This is a genomic window from Paenarthrobacter sp. 10N417 (assembly GCF_056394745.1).
The window spans coordinates 26,564-44,263 of the sequence record NZ_JBFTIL010000003.1; the positions used below are offsets into that span (position 1 = coordinate 26,564).

The 17,700-nt window shown below is 62.5% G+C and carries 14 protein-coding genes; 9 read left to right on the forward strand and 5 right to left on the reverse strand.

What is annotated here, in order from left to right:
* Positions 1-38 precede the first annotated feature (38 nt).
* The 9 genes from AC1DCM_RS04470 to manA are packed head-to-tail and all read left to right on the forward strand — an operon-like array spanning position 39 to position 10,750.
* On the forward strand, positions 39-1,739 hold the full coding sequence (locus AC1DCM_RS04470) for an ABC transporter substrate-binding protein (protein WP_477517442.1): 1,701 nt from the start codon (positions 39-41) through the stop codon (positions 1,737-1,739).
* 3 nt (positions 1,740-1,742) lie between these two features.
* Positions 1,743-2,732 carry an ABC transporter permease gene (locus tag AC1DCM_RS04475; RefSeq protein WP_477517443.1) on the forward strand — a complete coding sequence of 330 codons (990 nt, stop codon included), beginning with the start codon at positions 1,743-1,745 and terminating at the stop codon, positions 2,730-2,732.
* Between the two features lie 14 nt (positions 2,733-2,746).
* Entirely contained in the window at positions 2,747-3,751 is a 1,005-nt protein-coding gene (locus AC1DCM_RS04480) for an ABC transporter permease (protein ID WP_477517444.1), read from the forward strand.
* A complete protein-coding gene (locus AC1DCM_RS04485; RefSeq protein ID WP_477517445.1) occupies positions 3,748-4,665 on the forward strand; it encodes an ABC transporter ATP-binding protein in 918 nt (305 codons plus the stop codon). The genes AC1DCM_RS04480 and AC1DCM_RS04485 overlap by 4 nt, the downstream gene beginning before the upstream one ends.
* Positions 4,662-5,576: an ABC transporter ATP-binding protein gene (locus tag AC1DCM_RS04490; RefSeq protein WP_477517446.1), complete on the forward strand. Its 915-nt coding sequence runs from the start codon at positions 4,662-4,664 to the stop codon at positions 5,574-5,576. Before AC1DCM_RS04485 ends, AC1DCM_RS04490 begins: the two co-directional genes overlap by 4 nt.
* A 10-nt stretch (positions 5,577-5,586) precedes the next feature.
* Complete coding sequence (locus AC1DCM_RS04495) at positions 5,587-8,118, forward strand: glycoside hydrolase family 2 protein (protein ID WP_477517447.1); 2,532 nt, start codon at positions 5,587-5,589, stop codon at positions 8,116-8,118.
* A 6-nt stretch (positions 8,119-8,124) separates the two neighbouring features.
* Positions 8,125-8,565: a glycosyl hydrolase 2 galactose-binding domain-containing protein gene (locus AC1DCM_RS04500; RefSeq protein ID WP_477517448.1), complete on the forward strand. Its 441-nt coding sequence runs from the start codon at positions 8,125-8,127 to the stop codon at positions 8,563-8,565.
* A gap of 18 nt (positions 8,566-8,583) precedes the next feature.
* Positions 8,584-9,522 carry a BadF/BadG/BcrA/BcrD ATPase family protein gene (locus AC1DCM_RS04505; RefSeq protein ID WP_477517449.1) on the forward strand — a complete coding sequence of 313 codons (939 nt, stop codon included), beginning with the start codon at positions 8,584-8,586 and terminating at the stop codon, positions 9,520-9,522.
* A gap of 37 nt (positions 9,523-9,559) precedes the next feature.
* Positions 9,560-10,750, forward strand: a complete 1,191-nt coding sequence (gene manA, locus AC1DCM_RS04510) for a mannose-6-phosphate isomerase, class I (RefSeq protein WP_477517450.1) — start codon at positions 9,560-9,562, stop codon at positions 10,748-10,750.
* 74 nt (positions 10,751-10,824) lie between these two features.
* Here manA and AC1DCM_RS04515 read toward each other — a convergent pair whose 3' ends face one another.
* From AC1DCM_RS04515 to AC1DCM_RS04535, 5 genes are read right to left on the reverse strand one after another with little or no spacing between them, the layout of a single operon-like run.
* A complete protein-coding gene (locus tag AC1DCM_RS04515; protein WP_477517451.1) occupies positions 10,825-11,286 on the reverse strand; it encodes an acyl-CoA thioesterase in 462 nt (153 codons plus the stop codon).
* A 7-nt stretch (positions 11,287-11,293) separates the two neighbouring features.
* Entirely contained in the window at positions 11,294-12,682 is a 1,389-nt protein-coding gene (locus AC1DCM_RS04520; protein WP_477517452.1) for an MFS transporter, read from the reverse strand.
* A 2-nt stretch (positions 12,683-12,684) separates the two neighbouring features.
* Positions 12,685-15,075, reverse strand: a complete 2,391-nt coding sequence (locus tag AC1DCM_RS04525) for a bifunctional salicylyl-CoA 5-hydroxylase/oxidoreductase (protein ID WP_477517453.1) — start codon at positions 15,073-15,075, stop codon at positions 12,685-12,687.
* A gap of 14 nt (positions 15,076-15,089) precedes the next feature.
* Positions 15,090-16,769, reverse strand: a complete 1,680-nt coding sequence (locus AC1DCM_RS04530) for an AMP-binding protein (RefSeq protein ID WP_477517454.1) — start codon at positions 16,767-16,769, stop codon at positions 15,090-15,092.
* 59 nt (positions 16,770-16,828) lie between these two features.
* Positions 16,829-17,695, reverse strand: a complete 867-nt coding sequence (locus AC1DCM_RS04535; protein ID WP_477517455.1) for an acyl-CoA thioesterase — start codon at positions 17,693-17,695, stop codon at positions 16,829-16,831.
* Positions 17,696-17,700: the final 5 nt, after the last annotated feature.

Here is a 17,700-nt window from a genome sequence, read left to right on the forward strand (position 1 = left end):
CCGGTCATAGCGGTCCGGCTAGATGAAAGGGACCAGGGATGCTCCTCAACTTTCCAAACCGGGCTGCCAAACTTCGGCGCAGCACCCTTGCAATGGCCGCCGGCGCGACTGCACTCGGCCTCCTCCTCAGCGGTTGTTCAGGCGGCGGAACCAGCGCAGCAGGCGACTCAACACTGATCGCATACACCGGTCAGGCCGGCGACTACCAGATCAACTTCAACCCGTTCTCGCCCTCCCAGGTAGCGGGGCCGGGGGCTATCTTCGAGCCGCTCTTTTACCAAAACAAGGCGGCAGCAGATGCCAAGCCTGAGCCACTCCTCGGCAAGGAATTCACCTGGAACGAGGCCGGCACCCAGCTCTCCGTCACTCTTCGCGAGGGCGTGAAATGGAGCGACGGCGAAGCCTTCACGGCAAATGACGTGGCCTTCACCTTCAACCTGCTCAAGCAACATCCCGCGCTGAACAGCTTGGGATTCAAGGGAACCGTGAACGTGGTGGACCCTAACCACGTCACGTTCGTGTGGGACAGCCCCGCCTTTGTCACAGGACCGGACATCCTCACGCAGGCCGTTATTGTTCCCGAGCACATCTGGTCAAAGATCAACCCCGAGACCGACGTCGTGGAAAAGCCGGTAGGGACTGGCGCCTACCAGTTGGCGGACTTCAAGCCCCAGGCATTTACGCTGAAGGCCAACCCCACCTACTGGGGCGGCGAACCGGCCGTCAAGAACGTTCGATACATCGCCCTTTCCGGCAACACCGCAGGTGCTGACGCCATCGCTTCAGGCACCATCGACTGGCAAACCGGCCCTGTTCCGGACATTCAGAACGTGTCCAAGAATTTCCCCAAGTATGAGAAGCAAACAGTGGCCCAAAGCCAGCAGGTCCTGGCCGCCTGCGCCAACGCGGACCTTGGCTGCACAGGACCGCAGACAGACCCGGCAGTCCGGAAAGCCCTCTACCTCGCCATCGACCGCACCCAGCTGAACAAGCTGGCCTACGAGAACACGGCGTCACCCATCTCGCCGTCATTCGCCCTGACCGACACCCAGGCTGAATGGATCTCGACGGCGGTGAAGCCCACCACTGCGCCCGAAACAGCTGATACCCAGGGGGCACAACAAACCCTGGAGGCAGCCGGATGGGCCAAGGGCTCAGATGGAATCTACGCAAAGAACGGCCAGAAGCTCAGCCTGACCGTTGAGGTCGTGACGGGATGGACGGACTACATCACCGCAATCCAGACCATTTCCGAGCAGGCCAAAGCCGCTGGAATCGACGTCCAGGCTTCGCAGTCTTCCTGGAACGAGTGGACCGACAAGCGCAGCAAGGGCAAGTTCCAGCTGGCCATCGATTCGCTGTACCAAGGGCCAGCGGCAGACCCTTACTACGTCTACAACTACTTCTTCTCCTCCGCCACCTCGGCGCCAGTGGGCCAAACTGCAGGCACGAACTACGCGCGGTACTCAAACCCAGCAGTCGACGCAGCCCTGGAATCGGTCAAGAACCTCCGTTTCGACAACAAAGCCGAACGGCAGAAGCAGTTTGACATCATCCAGGCGGCCATCCTCAAGGACATGCCTTACATCCCCGTGGTAACCGGAGGCACCACCAGCATCTGGAACAAGGCCAAGTTCACTGGCTGGCCCAGCGAAGAGAACATGTATGCCTTCCCCGCAGTCTGGTCCCGCTTGGATGCTGCCCAAATCTTCAAGTCCCTCAAGCCCGCTGAAGGCTAAACAGTGAACTACGTCATCCGAAAACTGGGCTTCTATGCCGCAGCTCTCTGGGCGGCCTTGACCCTGAACTTCATCATCCCCCGGATGTTGCCAGGCAATCCCGTGGACATCCTGCTGGCCAAGCTCCAACAGCGGGGAGGCAGCATCACCGCTGAGACGCGCCAGTCCTACGCCATCCTCCTGGGTGGTGATGACTCGCAGCCCATCCTCGCGCAGTACTGGTCTTACCTGAGCAACATCTTCCGGGGCGATCTCGGAGTGTCCATCAGCTACTTCCCGGCTAAAGTTACGGACGTCATCGGAGCATCAATGCCGTGGACAGTGATCCTGGTAGGCGTCTCCACCATCATTGCCGCCACCCTGGGAATCCTGCTCGGAGCCTTCGTTGGCTGGAGGCCCGGTACGTGGCTGGACTCCTTGGTTCCAGCGACAACGCTTCTTGCCGCCGTCCCCTACTTCTGGCTCGCCTTGGTGCTGGTGTACATCCTCTCCCGTGGACTCGGCCTCTTCCCGGGCCAAGGAGGCTACAACGTGGTCCTCGACCCCGGATTGAACGGCCCTTTCATCCTCTCGGCCATAGAACACGCAGTCCTTCCTGCCCTGACCATTGTCATCGCATCCCTCGGAGGATGGCTGTTGGGAATGCGCAACATGATGGTCTCGACGTTGTCAGAGGACTATGTCCTCACGGCCCGGGCCAAGGGACTTCCGGACCGCTGGATCCTGCGTAACTACGCTGCCCGTAACGCGGTTCTCCCGTCCGTTGCCGGTTTTGCCATCTCGCTCGGGTTCGTCGTCTCGGGCTCCGTGGTGACCGAGCAGGTCTTCTCATACCCGGGAATCGGATCGCGGCTGCTGGCGGCAGTGACCAACAACGATTACGCACTCATGCAGGGCGTGTTCCTGTACATCACCATCGCTGTCCTCGCAGCGAACCTCCTGGTCGACCTCCTCTACAGCCTGGTCGATCCCCGGACACGGGCCAAAGGCTAAGGAGCGCAACCCACATGACCAATATCCAGTCCATATCAGGGCAGGCAAACGCAACGGAAGAACTGGCCACCATGGCCCGCGGTCGCGGCCAGCGCAGTCGCGGCCAGCGACCCAAGCCAGCCTGGCGCCTCATGCTACCCACGCCAACTCCTTGGCTGATCACAGGCCTGGCCCTCATCGGATCCATCATGGTTTTCGGTGCCATCGGCCCCTTGTTGGTGGGCGATCCCGCCGCCATCAGCAACATAGGACTCAGTGGGCCCACTGGCGAGCACTGGTTAGGCACCACGCAGACCGGGCAGGACGTCCTGGCCCAGCTTGCCCATGCAACCCGTGGATCACTCCAGATCGGCTTCCTGGTAGGTGTTCTGGCCACCGTCCTCTCGGCGTTCTTTGGCATTTACGGCGCCTACATCGGTGGATTCGCAGATGAGGTTTTCTCCCTGCTCTCCAACGTGTTCCTGGTGATCCCTGGCTTGCCACTGGTCATCGTCATCTCCGGCTTCGTGCCTCGCGAGAGCCGCGGATTATGGACCATCGCCGTGGTCCTTGCCCTGACCAGTTGGGCCGCCTCGGCCAGGGTCCTTCGCGCACAAACCCTCTCCGTGAGGAATCGCGATTACGTTGCAGCGTCGAGGGTTTCCGGCGAGCGCGCATGGCGCGTTATCGCCGTCGAAATCCTGCCCAACCTTCTGCCGGTTCTCGCCTCCCAGTTCGTGTTCTCAGTGATCGCGGCGATTCTCGGCGAAGCCGGATTGTCGTTCCTTGGACTAGGTGCCTCAAGTTCGTCCACGCTCGGCACCATGCTGTTCTATGCGCAGAACGGATTCGCCCTGCCGCTGGGAGCGTGGTGGTGGTTCCTCCCGCCAGGGCTGATGATCGCCCTCTTCGGCATGGGACTCTCGCTGATCAACTTCTCCATAGACGAGATCATCAACCCGAAACTCAAGAATGTCCGGCTCGTGCGGAAACGCGCACGGCAGGCTGCCCGGATCGAAAAGAAGGCTGTGACCTCATGAGCGCCGACCTCGCACTCGGGCAAGCGCCCGTCCGCACAACCCGCGGACCCGTTCTAACGGTCAAGAACCTGAGCGTCGTCTATGAGACGGATCATCCAGTGCCGGCGGTCAAGAACGCAAGCTTCGAGCTGGGCCGCGGTGAGATCCTTGGCCTGGCTGGCGAATCCGGCTGCGGTAAGACCACTTTGGCCTACGCCATCAACCGCCTTCACCAACCCCCCGCCCGTATCGCATCCGGGGAAGTCACCTTCCACGACCGTGACGGCCAGGACGTGGACCTCCTGGAGTTGGAGGACGAGGCCCTGCGCCGCTTCCGCTGGTCAAAACTGTCCATGGTTTTCCAGGGTGCCATGAACGCGCTCAACCCTGTCCGCACCATCGGAAACCAACTGGACGATACGCTCCGTGCGCACGAGCCAAGCCTCCGCAAGGCGGCACGGCAGGCCCGCTGCGCCGAAGTGCTCAGGCTCGTGGGTGTAGACCCCCAGCGCCTGCGTTCCTACCCGCATGAATTATCAGGAGGGATGCGGCAACGCGTCATGATCGCCATGGCCATGCTCCTGGAACCTCAGGTCATGATCATGGACGAACCCACCACCGCACTTGATGTGGTGGTCCAGCGGGACATCCTGCGGGAGATCGTGAGGCTGAAAGAGGAGCTGAACTTCGCCGTCGTATTCATCACGCATGACCTGCCGCTGCTTCTGGAGATCAGTGATCGCATCGCTGTGATGCTGCGGGGCGAGATTGTGGAATTGGACAGCGCGGAGTCGCTCTACCGCTCAGCGTCCCATCCCTACACCCGCAAACTTCTCGCCTCGTTCCCCAGCCTCAGCGGCGGCCGGGGCGCGTTCATCCGTTCCGGCGAGGACTCTGGCTTTGGCGGGAACTACGACTTCGAGGAGCAGCCATGACATCCGTCTCCGTGACCAACCTGACCAAGGAATACACGCTTCGAGAGGGATTTCGACGGCGGTCCTTGCGGGCGGTGGACCGCGTCAGCTTCGATTTGCTGCCAGGCAAAACGGTGGCCTTGGTAGGGGAATCAGGATCGGGGAAGTCAACCATCGCCAAGCTCCTCACACAGATGGAGAAGCCGACATCCGGCTCGGTCTCTGTTCAGTTGGATGATAAAACCCCTGTGCTCGGATCTGTCTATCGTCGTCACGTGCAAATGGTGTTCCAGGACCCCTTTGCCTCGCTGAACCCCTTCCATTCGATCGAACACCACATCGCGCGGCCCTTAAGGATCCACGGGCGCACACGGACGGCCGCTGAAACACACCACCGCGTTCTGGAGATGCTCGAACGCGTGAACCTGACGCCCGCAGAAGTGATCGCCGCCAAGCGTCCACACGAGCTTTCCGGTGGTCAGCGCCAGCGGGTTGCCATCGCCCGCGCTTTGGCACCCGGCGCCCAGGTGTTGATCGCCGACGAGCCCGTATCCATGTTGGACGTGTCCATCCGCCTGGGCGTATTGAACCTGCTGGGACGGTTGCAGCGCGAAGACAATCTCGCAGTCCTCTACATCACCCATGATCTGGCCACTGCCCGGCATTTCTCCGATGAAATCCTGGTCCTTTACAGGGGCAGGGTGGTGGAACGCGGGCCTTCCGATGATGTCATCCTCAACCCACAGCACCCCTACACCCAGCTGTTGGCCCAGGCTGCCCCGGATCCGGAACGCGTTGGCAAAGTGGCTGCCAGCGAGCTTCCGCCGGATCGTGACGCCATAGACAACACTGTGTGCTTCAACCACTTCAGCAAACGGTGGGTACATATGGACGAAATAGCCGCAGAACTTCCTACTCTCGAACACAACTAGGACCAAGAAGATGATCTCGACGCCATTGAATGACGGTTGGACAGTAGCTCCCGTTGCGGGCCCGGTACCAGCTGAAATCCCGGCACGCGTGCCGGCCCAAGTACCCGGGTCCGTACATACTGACCTGCTCCGGGCCGGACTCATCCCGGACCCCTACCTGGACGCCAATGAGAAGAAGCTGCAGTGGATGCACCATGTCGATTGGTGCTACGAGCTGCCACTGACGCTCCCCGTTTCTGGGGAAGGCGAGCGCATAGACCTCGTTTTCGATGGCGTGGACACCATCGGCAGCATCAAGCTCGGGGATGTCGAGCTGGGACGCACGGCCAACATGCACCGCTCGTACAGGTTCGATGCCCGCTCCGCTGCGGACGGAACCGGGACGACCCTGGCCGTCACGCTGCGTTCCGCTACCGCTTACGCCGAGGAACTTCGAGCAGCCTTGGGTGACCGCCCCAGCGCGTATCATCCCGTGCCATTCAACTTCGTCAGGAAAATGGCGTGCAGCTTCGGTTGGGACTGGGGTCCGGATCTGAGGACAGCAGGGCTGTGGAAAGAGGCCAGGATTGAGCGCTGGTCCGTGGCGCGGATAGCCCAGGTTACTCCGCTGGTCACTGTCACTCCCGATGGAACAGGAAACGTGGAGGTTCGGGTCTTGATCGAGCGCTCCGGGCTTGGCCACGAGGGTGAGCTCACCTTGTCAGCCACCGTTTTGGGGCAAGAAGTCACTGCAACGATCCCTGTTGGCAGTGATTCCGCTGTGATGACGCTGGACGTTCCCAATGCTCCTTTGTGGTGGCCGGCGGGCTACGGCGAGCAGCCTTTGGCTGAGCTACAGGTCCGTCTGAACGAATCCGGCGGCGTCGAACTTGATTCGTGGGAACGCCGGATTGGCTTCCGTAACGTGCACCTCGATACCAGCAAGGACGAGACCGGCACGGCCTTCACCCTCCACGTCAACGGCAAACCCGTGTTCGTCAAGGGCGCCAACTGGATCCCGGATGACCATTTGCTGACGCGGATCACGCGGGACCGAATTGACCGACGAGTGGATCAAGCCCTCGGAGCGAACATGAACCTGCTCCGTGTGTGGGGCGGGGGCATCTACGAAACAGAGGACTTCTACGAGGCCTGCGATGAGCGTGGCGTTCTTGTGTGGCAGGATTTCCTGCTCGCGTGCGCTGCCTACCCCGAGGAGTCACCGGTCTGGGAGGAGATCGAGGCCGAGGCCCACGAAAACGTGGTTCGGCTCGCTTCCCACCCTTCCCTGGTGGTCTGGAACGGCGGAAACGAAAACGTCTGGGGCCACGAAGATTGGGGCTGGAAGGAAGAGCTGGGAGGACGGAGCTGGGGTGATCGCTACGCCCACGAACTCCTCGGCGGGATCGTTGCTGAGCTTGATCCCACGCGCCCTTACTGCGATAACAGCCCCTACTCCCCCGGCCAGAACCCGGAGGTCATTCACCCTAACGATCCCGATCACGGCACCCATCACCAGTGGGAGGTGTGGAACAGGATCGACTACTCCGAATACCGGAGCGAGATTCCCAGGTTCTGCTCCGAATTTGGATTCCAGGGCCCTCCGACCTGGCGCACGCTCAGCGACTTTGTGCACGCCAGCGACGGCGGCCCGCTCGCTGACGCGGAAAACCCCAAGGAGGATCCGAATTTCCTCGTCCATCAGAAAGCGGACGACGGCAACGGAAAGCTGGATCGAGGCCTGGAGCCGCATCTGGGCATACCCGCCGACTTCCAGGACTGGCACTGGGCTACCCAGCTCAACCAGGCACGCGCAGTGCGATATGCGATTGAGCATTACCGCTCATGGTGGCCCCGCACGGCAGGGGCCATCGTATGGCAGCTCAACGACTGCTGGCCCGTCACCTCCTGGGCGGCAGTGGACTCGGAAGAAAGGCCCAAGCCCCTGTGGCATGCCCTGCGGCTGGCCTACGCACCACGGATCATCTCCCTCGGAGACCGTGATGGCCAGTTGGCGGTCTCCTTGGTGAACGATACGGACGAGACCTGGAGCGGTCCCTTGACCCTTTGCTTGCAGACGCTTGATGGTGCAGTCCGGAACGAACACGAAGAACTCGTCGAGGTTCCTGCCCGCGCCGTGCTCACGCTGCCGGTTAGGCAGGATTTGTCGACACCGGAGGACCCCTCCAACGAAGCCTTGGTGGTCAACCTCGGACAGGAGCGCGTTGTCCACACGTTCGTGGAAGACATCAACCTGCGGCTCAACCCTGAGCCGCTGGAGTCCTCCGTCAAGGCAGTCGAAGTCGGGTACGAAATCAGCGTGAAAGCAACATCGCTGGCCCGTGACATCACCCTCCAGGTGGATCGCGTAGATCCAGGTGCCCGCGTCGACCACGCACTGGTCACCTTGCCTGCCGGTTCGGAATGGACGTTCATCGTGACCACCGGAACCAGTGTGGTGGATCCTCTGGAGTTCATCTCGCCTGCCGTCCTCAGGACGGCAAACGATCTGCGCGCGGTGCCCACCACGCCGCTCCCGGCCAACGTCGCCCTGACGGTTTGAGCCGTCATGAGAGATTACTTCGATGCGGAACTCAAAACCGACGTCCTGCACCGCAGCCTGACCTCAGGCTGGCACATGCGCCTCCTTGCCGGACCAGCACCGCGGGGCGTATCCGGCCAGCTGATCCCCACCTCGCGTCCTGGAGCCATCCACCAGGATTTAGCATCTGCGGGCCTCTTGGCCAGCTCAACGGCGGAGTGGATTGCGCACTGCGGGTGGGAGTACAGCCTGGACTTTCCTTGGCGCGGCACAGGGAAACGAAGCACCAAGCTGATCTTCCACGGACTGACACCCTCCGCCTCGGCGAGTATCAATGGCCACGCACTTGGATCCAGCTGCGGCGGGGAACCGGTGCTCCACGATGTCGACGCCTTGCTCCTGAACGGCATCAATACCCTCAAAATCATCCTCAGCCCGGCCGCTTCATCAGGCGCCGGCAACAGCTGACGAAAGAAAGCAATCCCTGTGATCCCTCCCTCCACCGTCGTCGCCATTGATGGCGGTCAGTCCTCCATCCGCGCCAGGCTACTGGCCGGGACAGCCACAGAACTGGAACGCGAATTCCCCCCGCTCCTCACCGATGGCCCACTCATGCCCCAGCTCGAACGCGTCATCCGCTCAGTCCTCACTGGGCAGCCGCGCGAAGGTGTTCACGTTGCTGCAGCGCTTTCTGGCCTGACTCCCGCCAATGCTGACGCCGGAAGCATTTTGGCGGCCTGCGAAGACCTCGGCGTCACCGCGATCCGTTTGGCACATGACTCCATCTCGGGCTACCTCGGCTGCCTTGGCGAGCGCGGTGGAGCAGCGCTGGCGGCCGGCACCGGCGTCGTGACCCTTGCGACCGGGCCCGGCGGGTACTCGCGGGTAGATGGTTGGGGGAACATCATGGGCGACGCTGGAAGCGGGTACTGGATTGGCCGGGCAGGGCTGGACGCTGCCATGCGTGCGCACGACGGACGGGGACATCCCACCGCGATTCTCGAAGTGGTCCAGCAGGACTTCCCGGATGTAGAGACGGCCTACATTGAGATCCAATCCAATCCCGAGCGGATCTCGTTCGTAGCCTCCTACGCCCGCACCATCATCGATCTTTCCGAACATGACCACGTCTCGGCGCGGATCGTTGATCATGCCACCGATGAGCTGGCGTTGTCCGTGGGCGCCAGCCTACGCAATACCGGCTGGACGCCGGAGGACAACCCCTCCATCAGCTGGGTGGGAAAGATCCTGTCAAACCCCAGGGTTGCCTTGCCCTTGCAACACAAACTGGAACAGGCCTGGCCAAACGCCCAGATCCTCGCACCTCTGGGAGGCACCTTGGACGGCGTGGCACAACTGGCGACCCTTCCAACAGATCACCCTCTTCACGCGCTGCTGCACACGGCCTCGGTTCACACCGCGTAGTAGTGAGCCCGCAAACCAAAAGAAAAGGAACCATCCCGTGCATTTACTGACAGGCACCCGGCGCTCCTATGACTGGGGATCCATCGCGGCCATGCCCGAATTCCTCAACCTCACTCCTGACGGGGAGCCCTTTGCCGAACTCTGGCTGGGGGCTCATCCCACAGGTCCAGCCACCGTTGAAGCGCCCGGAGGGGCGGAAGGGCTGGATGAATTCGTCAGCCGGAATGAACGGAGGCACCTGGGGGAAAGGGTGATGGCAGGCTTTGGACGCTTGCCATACCTGGTCAAGCTCCTGGCGCCAGCAAAGCCACTTTCCATCCAGGTCCATCCGACGCGGGAGCTGGCAGAGGAAGGCTTCCATGAAGAAGAACGCCGGGGAGTGCCTCTGTCAGATCCGCGGCGCAGCTTCAAGGATCGAAGCAACAAGCCCGAAATGGTCTATGCCATTACCAGGTTCGAGGGACTCGTCGGATTTCGCCCATTTGCAGAGATAGTGCGGCTCCTGGACGCCATTGCGGGGCCGTTGTCACCGGTGAGGGCACTGCTCAGTGACGTACGGGCTGAGGACGGGCTCAAGCTGATTCTGGAAACCATGGTCGGCCTGGCCGCGGATGACATCAACACTGTGGTCGGAATTTCTGTGTCCATGGCCGCGTCTCATCCGGACCCTGACGTCCGGGCAGCGTGCGCGACGGTTGTCGAACTCGCACAACAGTACCCCGGCGACGTCGGCGCGGTAGTTTCCCTGGTGTTGAACCGTGTCCAGCTCGAGCCTGGCCAGCTCGTCTTTCTTGGCGACGGCGTTCCACATGCCTACCTTGGCGGATTTGGCCTGGAAATCATGGCCAACTCGGACAACGTCCTCCGGCTGGGCCTCACCTCGAAGCACATCGATATCGAGTCCATGCTCCATGCCATTGACTTCTCGTCCTGGGGCTTCGACGTTTCCACCGGGCCGGGCGACGCGGTGACACACGTGTTCGGACCTCCAGTCCCGGAATTCGCCCTCAGCATCACTCGCCCGAACCGATCAGCAGAAGGCAAGGTCATCCTGCCCGGCGACGGACCCCGCATCCTGGTCTGCCTCGACGGTGACATCACGGCCGCTACCAACGCCGCTCCCCATGGGCGAAGCATCACCAGGGGGCAGTCACTGTTCGTCTCCGCGGCCGACGGCGACATCACCGTCCGCGGGCACGGTACGCTAGCGCAGGCCTTCGTCCCGTAGGGGCACGTCCGCCGAGATGGCATTTAACCCCAATGCCAAGGCTCAACATTGGGGTTATCTGCCATCTCGCGAGGCTATTCGGTGGCCCGCACAGCCCGGACGAAATGTTCCGGCCAAGGCTGCGCGGCGGTGGTGCCGTTGGGGACGTGGACCGTGGTGACCGTCCCGAAGGCGGCCACCTCGCTGCCGTCCGACGATGCACCTTGGTGAGTGACGCCGTCGGGCGTTTCGCGGGCCGCATTTTCAAGTGGGTGGCCGCGGACCTCGAAGGCCATGGTCAGCGAGGTCCGGCCGAGCGCGTGGATTTTCACCGTGGCGGTGACGCGCTGGCCGAACCAGAGCTTGGCCTTGTAGTTGATCACCTGCTGGACGCGAGGAGCGTTGGGAAAGTAGTCCGGCAGCTCCAGGGAGCGGAACAGCTCTGCCTCGGCGGCTTCCACCCATCGGAGGATGGCCGAGTTGTGTTGGTGGCCGGAGGCGTCGGTGTCCACCCACTCAACCGTCCGCTCAACACTCGCTTCAGGAAACGCGTCCATGATTCTCCTAGCGGGTGCTGACTACCGCGGTCTCGTCGTCCGGATCCGCGACGCCGGCTGCGTTGGGTGCAACAACTGTCACCTCGGGTTGCGGCTTGGGAATCATTGCGACGGCGGCTGCGGCCACCACTGCGATGCCCGCGAAGATCGCGAAGTTGGCCTCGAATGGCAGCTTGGAACCTGCGATCCAGCCGCCGATCAATGGTCCGGAGATGGCACCCAGGCGGGCGAAGCTGAGAGCCCAACCCGTGGCGGTGCCGCGCACCTTGGCCGGGTAGTAATCGGCGATGTAGCCCGTGAGGACCAGCGACGTGGAGATGGAACCGATGCCTGCGAAGGCCACGAACAGCAGGTTGACCACCATGGTGTTGGGGAAGACGAGGAGCATGATGCCCAGGCCACCCAGGATGTAAAACACCACCAAGATGAGCTTCTTGCCGTACTTGTCTGCCGCACGGCCCAGGAGTAGGCCGCCGATGGCCGATGCCAAGCTGAAGACCAACAGGAACGTCAGGGACGAGCCGAGATCGTAACCGGCCTTCTTCATGATGCTCGGCAGCCAGGTGTTGAGCCCGTAGACGAGTACCAGGCCGCAGAACAGGGAGATCCAGAAGAACACCGTGGAGCGCAGGTACTTCCTGGAGAACATCGTGGTAATGGTCTTCCACCACGGATCGGCGGTGTGTGAGGCGGCCGGGGAACCGGGCTGCGCCACCGTTGCAACCGGCTGGTAGTCGGCGATCTCCAGCTTGGCAGCCAAGGCTTTGGCCTCCGTCTTACGTCCCTTGGACTCGAGGTACTCCAACGATTCGGGGAGGAACTTCCAAATGATGGGCAGCAGGACAATCGGCGCGGCACCAATAGCGATGACCGCCCGCCAGCCACCAACCGGCAGCACGAACATCGCAGCAAGCGCGGCCGCAACGATGCCCAGCGAGTAGCCCGAATACATGAGGCCGTAGTTGTAGGAACGCCTATTGGGAGCTGAGTACTCGATTGTCAGGGCTGCGGCCACGGGGATGACGCCGCCCATRCCGAGTCCCCCAATGAGGCGGAAGATGCCAAACAGCTCGGGCGTGGGAGCCCAGGCCGCACCTGCCTGGGTGATCGTGAAGATGACCATGGAAGCCAACAGCATCTTCTTACGGCCTACGAGGTCGCTGAGAGTCCCGATGAACAGGGCTCCAATAAGCATGCCGATCAAGGCATATGATCCCAGCCCACCCAGGGCAAGCGGGCTGAGGTTCCATTGCTTGTACTCGGCCAGCGCCGGAAGCACTGCCCCCAGAACGCCGACGTCGTAACCCTCAGCGAGGATGGCGAGCCAGCAGCAAATCAGCACCAAGCCGGTGGTGCGCTTGGGCACGTTCCAGTCATTAAGCGGTGCGGCGGCCATGGCTACTTCACCAACGCAGATGCAGTGGCGGACGCGGGAGTCCAGCGGAGGTGGGTGGTGGTTTGCTCGGCGTCGGGTTCCTTCAGCAGGGACAGGCGGGGGCGGACGGCGTCGGTGCGGGCGCTTGGGGGTTTGCGGCGGCCGGCGCGGAATTGCGGGATCCATTGGGCGCCGGGGCCGTGGTATTCCTGCTCAGCGGCGGCGTGCAAAGTCCATTGCGGATCGTAAAGGTGTGTACGGCCCAGGGCGATCAGGTCGGCACGTCCTGCGAGGAGGATCGAGTTCACGTCGTCGTAGCTGGAGATGGCGCCGACGGCGATCACGGCCACCCCGGCGGGGGCGGCGACTTCCTGGCGGATGCGGTCCGCGAACGGGGTTTGGTAGCTGCGCCCGAACGCAGGTTTTTCTTCCTTGGCGACCTGGCCGGTGGATACGTCAAGGCCTGCAGCACCGTGTGCCACGAACGCCTTGGCAATCTCGATCGAGTCGTCGGACGTGTTGCCGCCTTCGATCCAGTCCGTCGCAGAGATACGCACCGTGATCGGCTTGTTCGCAGGCCAAGCCGCGCGGACGGCGTCGAATACTTCCAGCGGGAACCGCAGCCGGTTCTCCAGGTTGCCACCGTATTCGTCGGTGCGCTTGTTGGAAACCGGAGAGAGGAAGGAGGACAGCAGGTAGCCGTGGGCGGCATGGATTTCGAGGAGGTCAAAGCCTGCCTCATCCGCGCGGACGGCGGAAGCGACGAACTCCGCCTTGATGGCATCCATCCCTTCGTGATCCAGCTCCACGGGAGTCTGGTTTTCGTTGCTGTACGGCAGTGCGGAAGGCCCGACGGCGGTCCAGTTGCCCGATTCGAGGGGCTGGTCGATGCCTTCCCACATGAGCTTGGTGGAGCCCTTCCGGCCGGAGTGGCCCAACTGGGCGCCGATCTTGGCGGTGGAGCGGGCGTGGACAAAGCCCACGATTTCCTTCCAGCTGTCCCGTTGTTCATCGGTGTACAGGCCGCTGCAGCCGGGGGTGATGCGCCCGGTTTCGGACACGCAGACCATTTCGGTCATGACCAGGCCCGCGCCGCCGAGGGCTTTGGAGCCGAGGTGGACTTTGTGGAAGTCCCCGGGGATCCCGTCGGTGGCGGAGTACATGTCCATCGGGGAGACGATGATGCGGTTCTTCAACTCCAGTTCCCCGATGCGGAATGGCTGGAACATCGCCGGCGCGACCTGGGCCAGGCCCTGGGATTCGGCGAAGTTCCGGTCCACGGCGTGGGCGAACTCCGGGTCGCGGAGACGGAGGTTTTCCTGGGTGATGCGGCGGCTGCGGGTCAGCAGGTTGAACGCGAACTGGGTCGGGTCCTGGTCCTTGTACTGGCCGATCCGCTCAAACCACTCCAGCGATGCCTGCGCGGCGCGCTGCGTGGAGGCGACCACGGGGCGCCGCTCGGCTTCATACGCTGCCAAAGCAGAGTCCACGTCCGGATGCTCGTGCAGGCATGCAGCCAGAGCAAGGGAGTCTTCCATGGCCAGTTTCGTGCCCGAGCCGATGGAGAAATGCGCGGTGTGCGCGGCGTCGCCGAGCAGGACAACGTTGCCCTTGCGCCAGCTCTGGTTGCGGACCGTGGTGAAGTTGATCCACTTGGAGTTGTTGGTGAGGACCTCGTAGCCGTTCAGTTCTTCCGCGAAGATTTCACGGATTTTGGCAACGGCCTTCTCGTCGGAGACCCCGGGAGGGAAGACATCGTTGGCGGTCTCGTCGAAGCCGGCAGCCTGCCACACGTCCTGGTGCATTTCCACGATGAACGTCGAACCCTCATCGGAGTACGGGTAGCCGTGGATCTGCATGACACCCCACTCAGTTTCCTTCACGAAGAACTTGAAGGCCTCGAATACCTGGTCCGTACCGAGCCACATGAACTTGTTGCTCCGCGGGTCCAGGTCCGGGCCGAACGCATCGGCATACTTGGCACGAATCTGCGAGTTGACTCCATCAGCGGCGAGCACCAGGTCATAGTTTGCTTCGAGTTCCTCAATGGCAGGGGCCATTGTGCTGAACCGGACGTCGACGTTCAGTTCGATGCAGCGGCGCTGCAGCAGTTCCAACAGTTCCTTGCGGCTCATGGCCGCGAACCCCTGCCCGCCGACGGTGATCATCTGGTCGCGGAAGTGGATGTCGATATCAGACCAGCGCGCGAACCGACGGCTCATGTATTCGGCCACCACGGGATCGGCGTTTCCGATGCCCCCGAGGGTCTCATCGGAAAACACGACGCCGAAGCCAAAGGTGTCGCTGGCCGCGTTGCGTTCCCAGAGGGTGATGTCGTGCGACGGGTCCAGCTGCTTCATCAGTGCTGCGAAGTACAGGCCGCCCGGGCCGCCTCCAACGATTGCGATCTTCATGCTCATGCTCCTTCTCAAGCCTGGCTTTGGCCGGCGGGGGTAAGTTGTTGGGTTTCTGCTTCGCCTGTGGCACTCTCCTGGAGGAGGCCATCGCGGAGCTTGAAGTGCTGGAGTTTTCCGCTCGGATTGCGGGGCAACTCGGTGACGAAGCGGACATCGCGCGGGTACTTGTACGGGGCGATGGTCTGCTTCACGAAGTCCTGGATTTCCTTGCGTTTCGCAGCGTCGCCAATGACGCCCTCACGCAGGACGATGAACGCGCACACGATGCTCCCGCGCTCTGGATCAGGCCGGCCGATCACCGCGTTCTCCACCACGTCCGGGTGCTGGTCGATGGCGGTTTCCACCTCGGGTGCCCCGATGTTGTAGCCGGAGGAAACGATCATGTTGTCCGAGCGGGCCTGGTACGTGAAGTAGCCGTCCTCGTCCATGGAGAACGTATCGCCCGTGACGTTCCAGCCCTTCACCACGTAGTTCTTTTGGCGTACGTCGTCGAGGTAACGGCAACCCGTGGGCCCAATCACGGCCAGCCGGCCGGACTGGCCTGGGCCCAGCTCGTTCCCGTCCTGATCAAGAATGGTTGCGCGGAAGCCCGGCACAGCCTTCCCGGTGGTACCTGGACGGATGTCGTCTCCGGCCGCGGAAATGAACACGTGAAGCAACTCCGTGGCGCCGATTCCATTGACCAGCCTCAGGCCCGTCGCTTCACGGACCGCTTCCCACGTCTCCTTGGACAGGTGCTCCCCCGCCGAGACAGCAACGCGGAGGCCACGGAGCAAGTCACCGCGCTTTTCCTTCAGGATCGCCCGATAGGCAGTGGGGGCGGTGAAGAGGATGGTGGCTCCAGCAGCCGAAGCGTGCTCGGCCAGTTCCACAGGCCCGGCCTTCTCGGTCAGGAGCGACGACGCGCCAAACCGCAGCGGGAAGATCACCAGTCCGCCGAGCCCGAAGGTGAAGGCAAGCGGAGGAGAGCCGGCGAAGACATCATCAGCCGTGGGCTGCAGGATGTAGCGGGCAAACGTGTCCGCATTCGCCAGGACATCACGGTGGAAGTGCATGGTCACCTTGGGCACACCGGTGGTCCCGGACGTTGGACCCAGCAGGGCTACGTCGTCTGCAGACGTGTCCACAGCCGTGAACTCCCCGCTCTTGGCCGTGCAGCGTTGAATGAGGTCGCCGTCGTCGGGTCCTCCGTAGCTCAAGACGGTGACGTCCTCGCCTGCCGCCGTCGCGAGCTCATCCACGAAGCGGTGATCGGAAATGGCGACAACGGGCTTGGTGAGCTGGATCAGCGTGGCCACTTCAGTGGAACGCAGCATGGGCATCGTAGTAACTACTACCGCGCCCGCCTTGAGCACGCCTAGCCAGGCGGCAACCAGCCATGGATTGTTGGGGCCGCGGAGCAGCACACGGTTTCCGGGCTCTACTCCGAGGTCTTCGGTAAGGACCTGGGCAACCTGGTTGGAGTGCTGCTGCAACTGTCCATAAGACCAGACTGTGCCATCCGGGGTGCGAAGCGCTGGCCTGTCCGGACAGTACGTCTCGACCGCGTTGTCGATCAGCACGGCGGCAGCGTTCAGCCGCTCCGGGTAGTGGAGTTCGGGCAGGGTAAATTCGAGCGCCGGCCAGGTGTTGGCGGGCGGCAGGTGGTCGCGGGTGAACGTGTCCACGTGGGCCGATGGCGTCATGCTCATGGCCGTTCCTTTCAGTGGTGCGTCAGTGAAGCTGGGGATGGTGGTGGGGGTAAAGCTGTTCAGGCGCGGATCATGCCTTCTTGGGCGACTGTGGCGAGGAGCCTTCCTTGCCGGTCGAAGAAGCGGCCCATGGCCAGGCCCCTGTTGCTTTGGCCTGATATGGCCTCTTGTGCATAGAGGACCCAGTCATCGGCGCGGCCATCGCGGTGGAACCACATTGAGTGGTCAAGGCTTGCGGYGGCGAGGCCGGGAGTGGACCAGTTGAGTCCGTTGACCCGGAGTAGCGGCTCCAGGATGGTGTAGTCGCAAACGTAGGCAAGGGCAGTGCGGTGGAGGTTGGCGTCCTCGGGGAGGCTGTCGAAAGCCTTGACCCAAATTGCCTGCTGCGGCATGGATCCACCCTCAAGCTCGATGTATACCGGCCCCGGAATATGCCGCATGTCGAAACTACGGCCCGTAGACCAATAGACTGCGGCCGGGCCTTCTGTCCCGTCCAGTGCCTCTGCTGCGGAGCGCAGGGATTCAGGCTCGACGGCGGCAGGAGCCTCCGGCTGGAAGTCCGGGCCATCTTCGGGAACCTGGAACGAACCCATCGCGGCATATACAGGCTTGCCATTCTGGAAACCACGGACATTGCGGGTGGAGTAGCCGCGACCGTCGCGCAAGCGCTCTACTTCATAGCGAACATGGGCACCGATGTCCACGGGGCGCATGAAGTAGCTGTGCATCGAGTGGAGCTGCCTGTCGGCCTCCACGGACAGCATCATGGCGGCTGCCGCTTGGGCCACCATGTCTCCGCCATAGGCTTTTGGCCACGGAACGTATTGGGTGGTTGCCTCGTAGGCTTCGTCAAAAACCTGGGCCGTTGTGGGCGTCAGTTCAACGGCCTTGAGGAAGGTCTCTGAGGTAAGGGTCCCTGTGATCATGGTGG

What these genes read in the sequence shown, in the direction of transcription:
- AC1DCM_RS04470 (WP_477517442.1), top strand. Translation starts at nt 39, where the DNA reads ATGCTCCTCAACTTTCCAAACCGGGCTGCCAAACTTCGGCGCAGCACC.
- AC1DCM_RS04480 (WP_477517444.1), top strand. Translation starts at nt 2,747, where the DNA reads ATGACCAATATCCAGTCCATATCAGGGCAGGCAAACGCAACGGAAGAA.
- AC1DCM_RS04485 (WP_477517445.1), top strand. Translation starts at nt 3,748, where the DNA reads ATGAGCGCCGACCTCGCACTCGGGCAAGCGCCCGTCCGCACAACCCGC.
- AC1DCM_RS04490 (WP_477517446.1), top strand. Translation starts at nt 4,662, where the DNA reads ATGACATCCGTCTCCGTGACCAACCTGACCAAGGAATACACGCTTCGA.
- AC1DCM_RS04495 (WP_477517447.1), top strand. Translation starts at nt 5,587, where the DNA reads ATGATCTCGACGCCATTGAATGACGGTTGGACAGTAGCTCCCGTTGCG.
- AC1DCM_RS04500 (WP_477517448.1), top strand. Translation starts at nt 8,125, where the DNA reads ATGAGAGATTACTTCGATGCGGAACTCAAAACCGACGTCCTGCACCGC.
- AC1DCM_RS04515 (WP_477517451.1), bottom strand. Translation starts at nt 11,286, where the DNA reads ATGGACGCGTTTCCTGAAGCGAGTGTTGAGCGGACGGTTGAGTGGGTG.
- AC1DCM_RS04525 (WP_477517453.1), bottom strand. Translation starts at nt 15,075, where the DNA reads ATGAAGATCGCAATCGTTGGAGGCGGCCCGGGCGGCCTGTACTTCGCA.
- AC1DCM_RS04530 (WP_477517454.1), bottom strand. Translation starts at nt 16,769, where the DNA reads ATGAGCATGACGCCATCGGCCCACGTGGACACGTTCACCCGCGACCAC.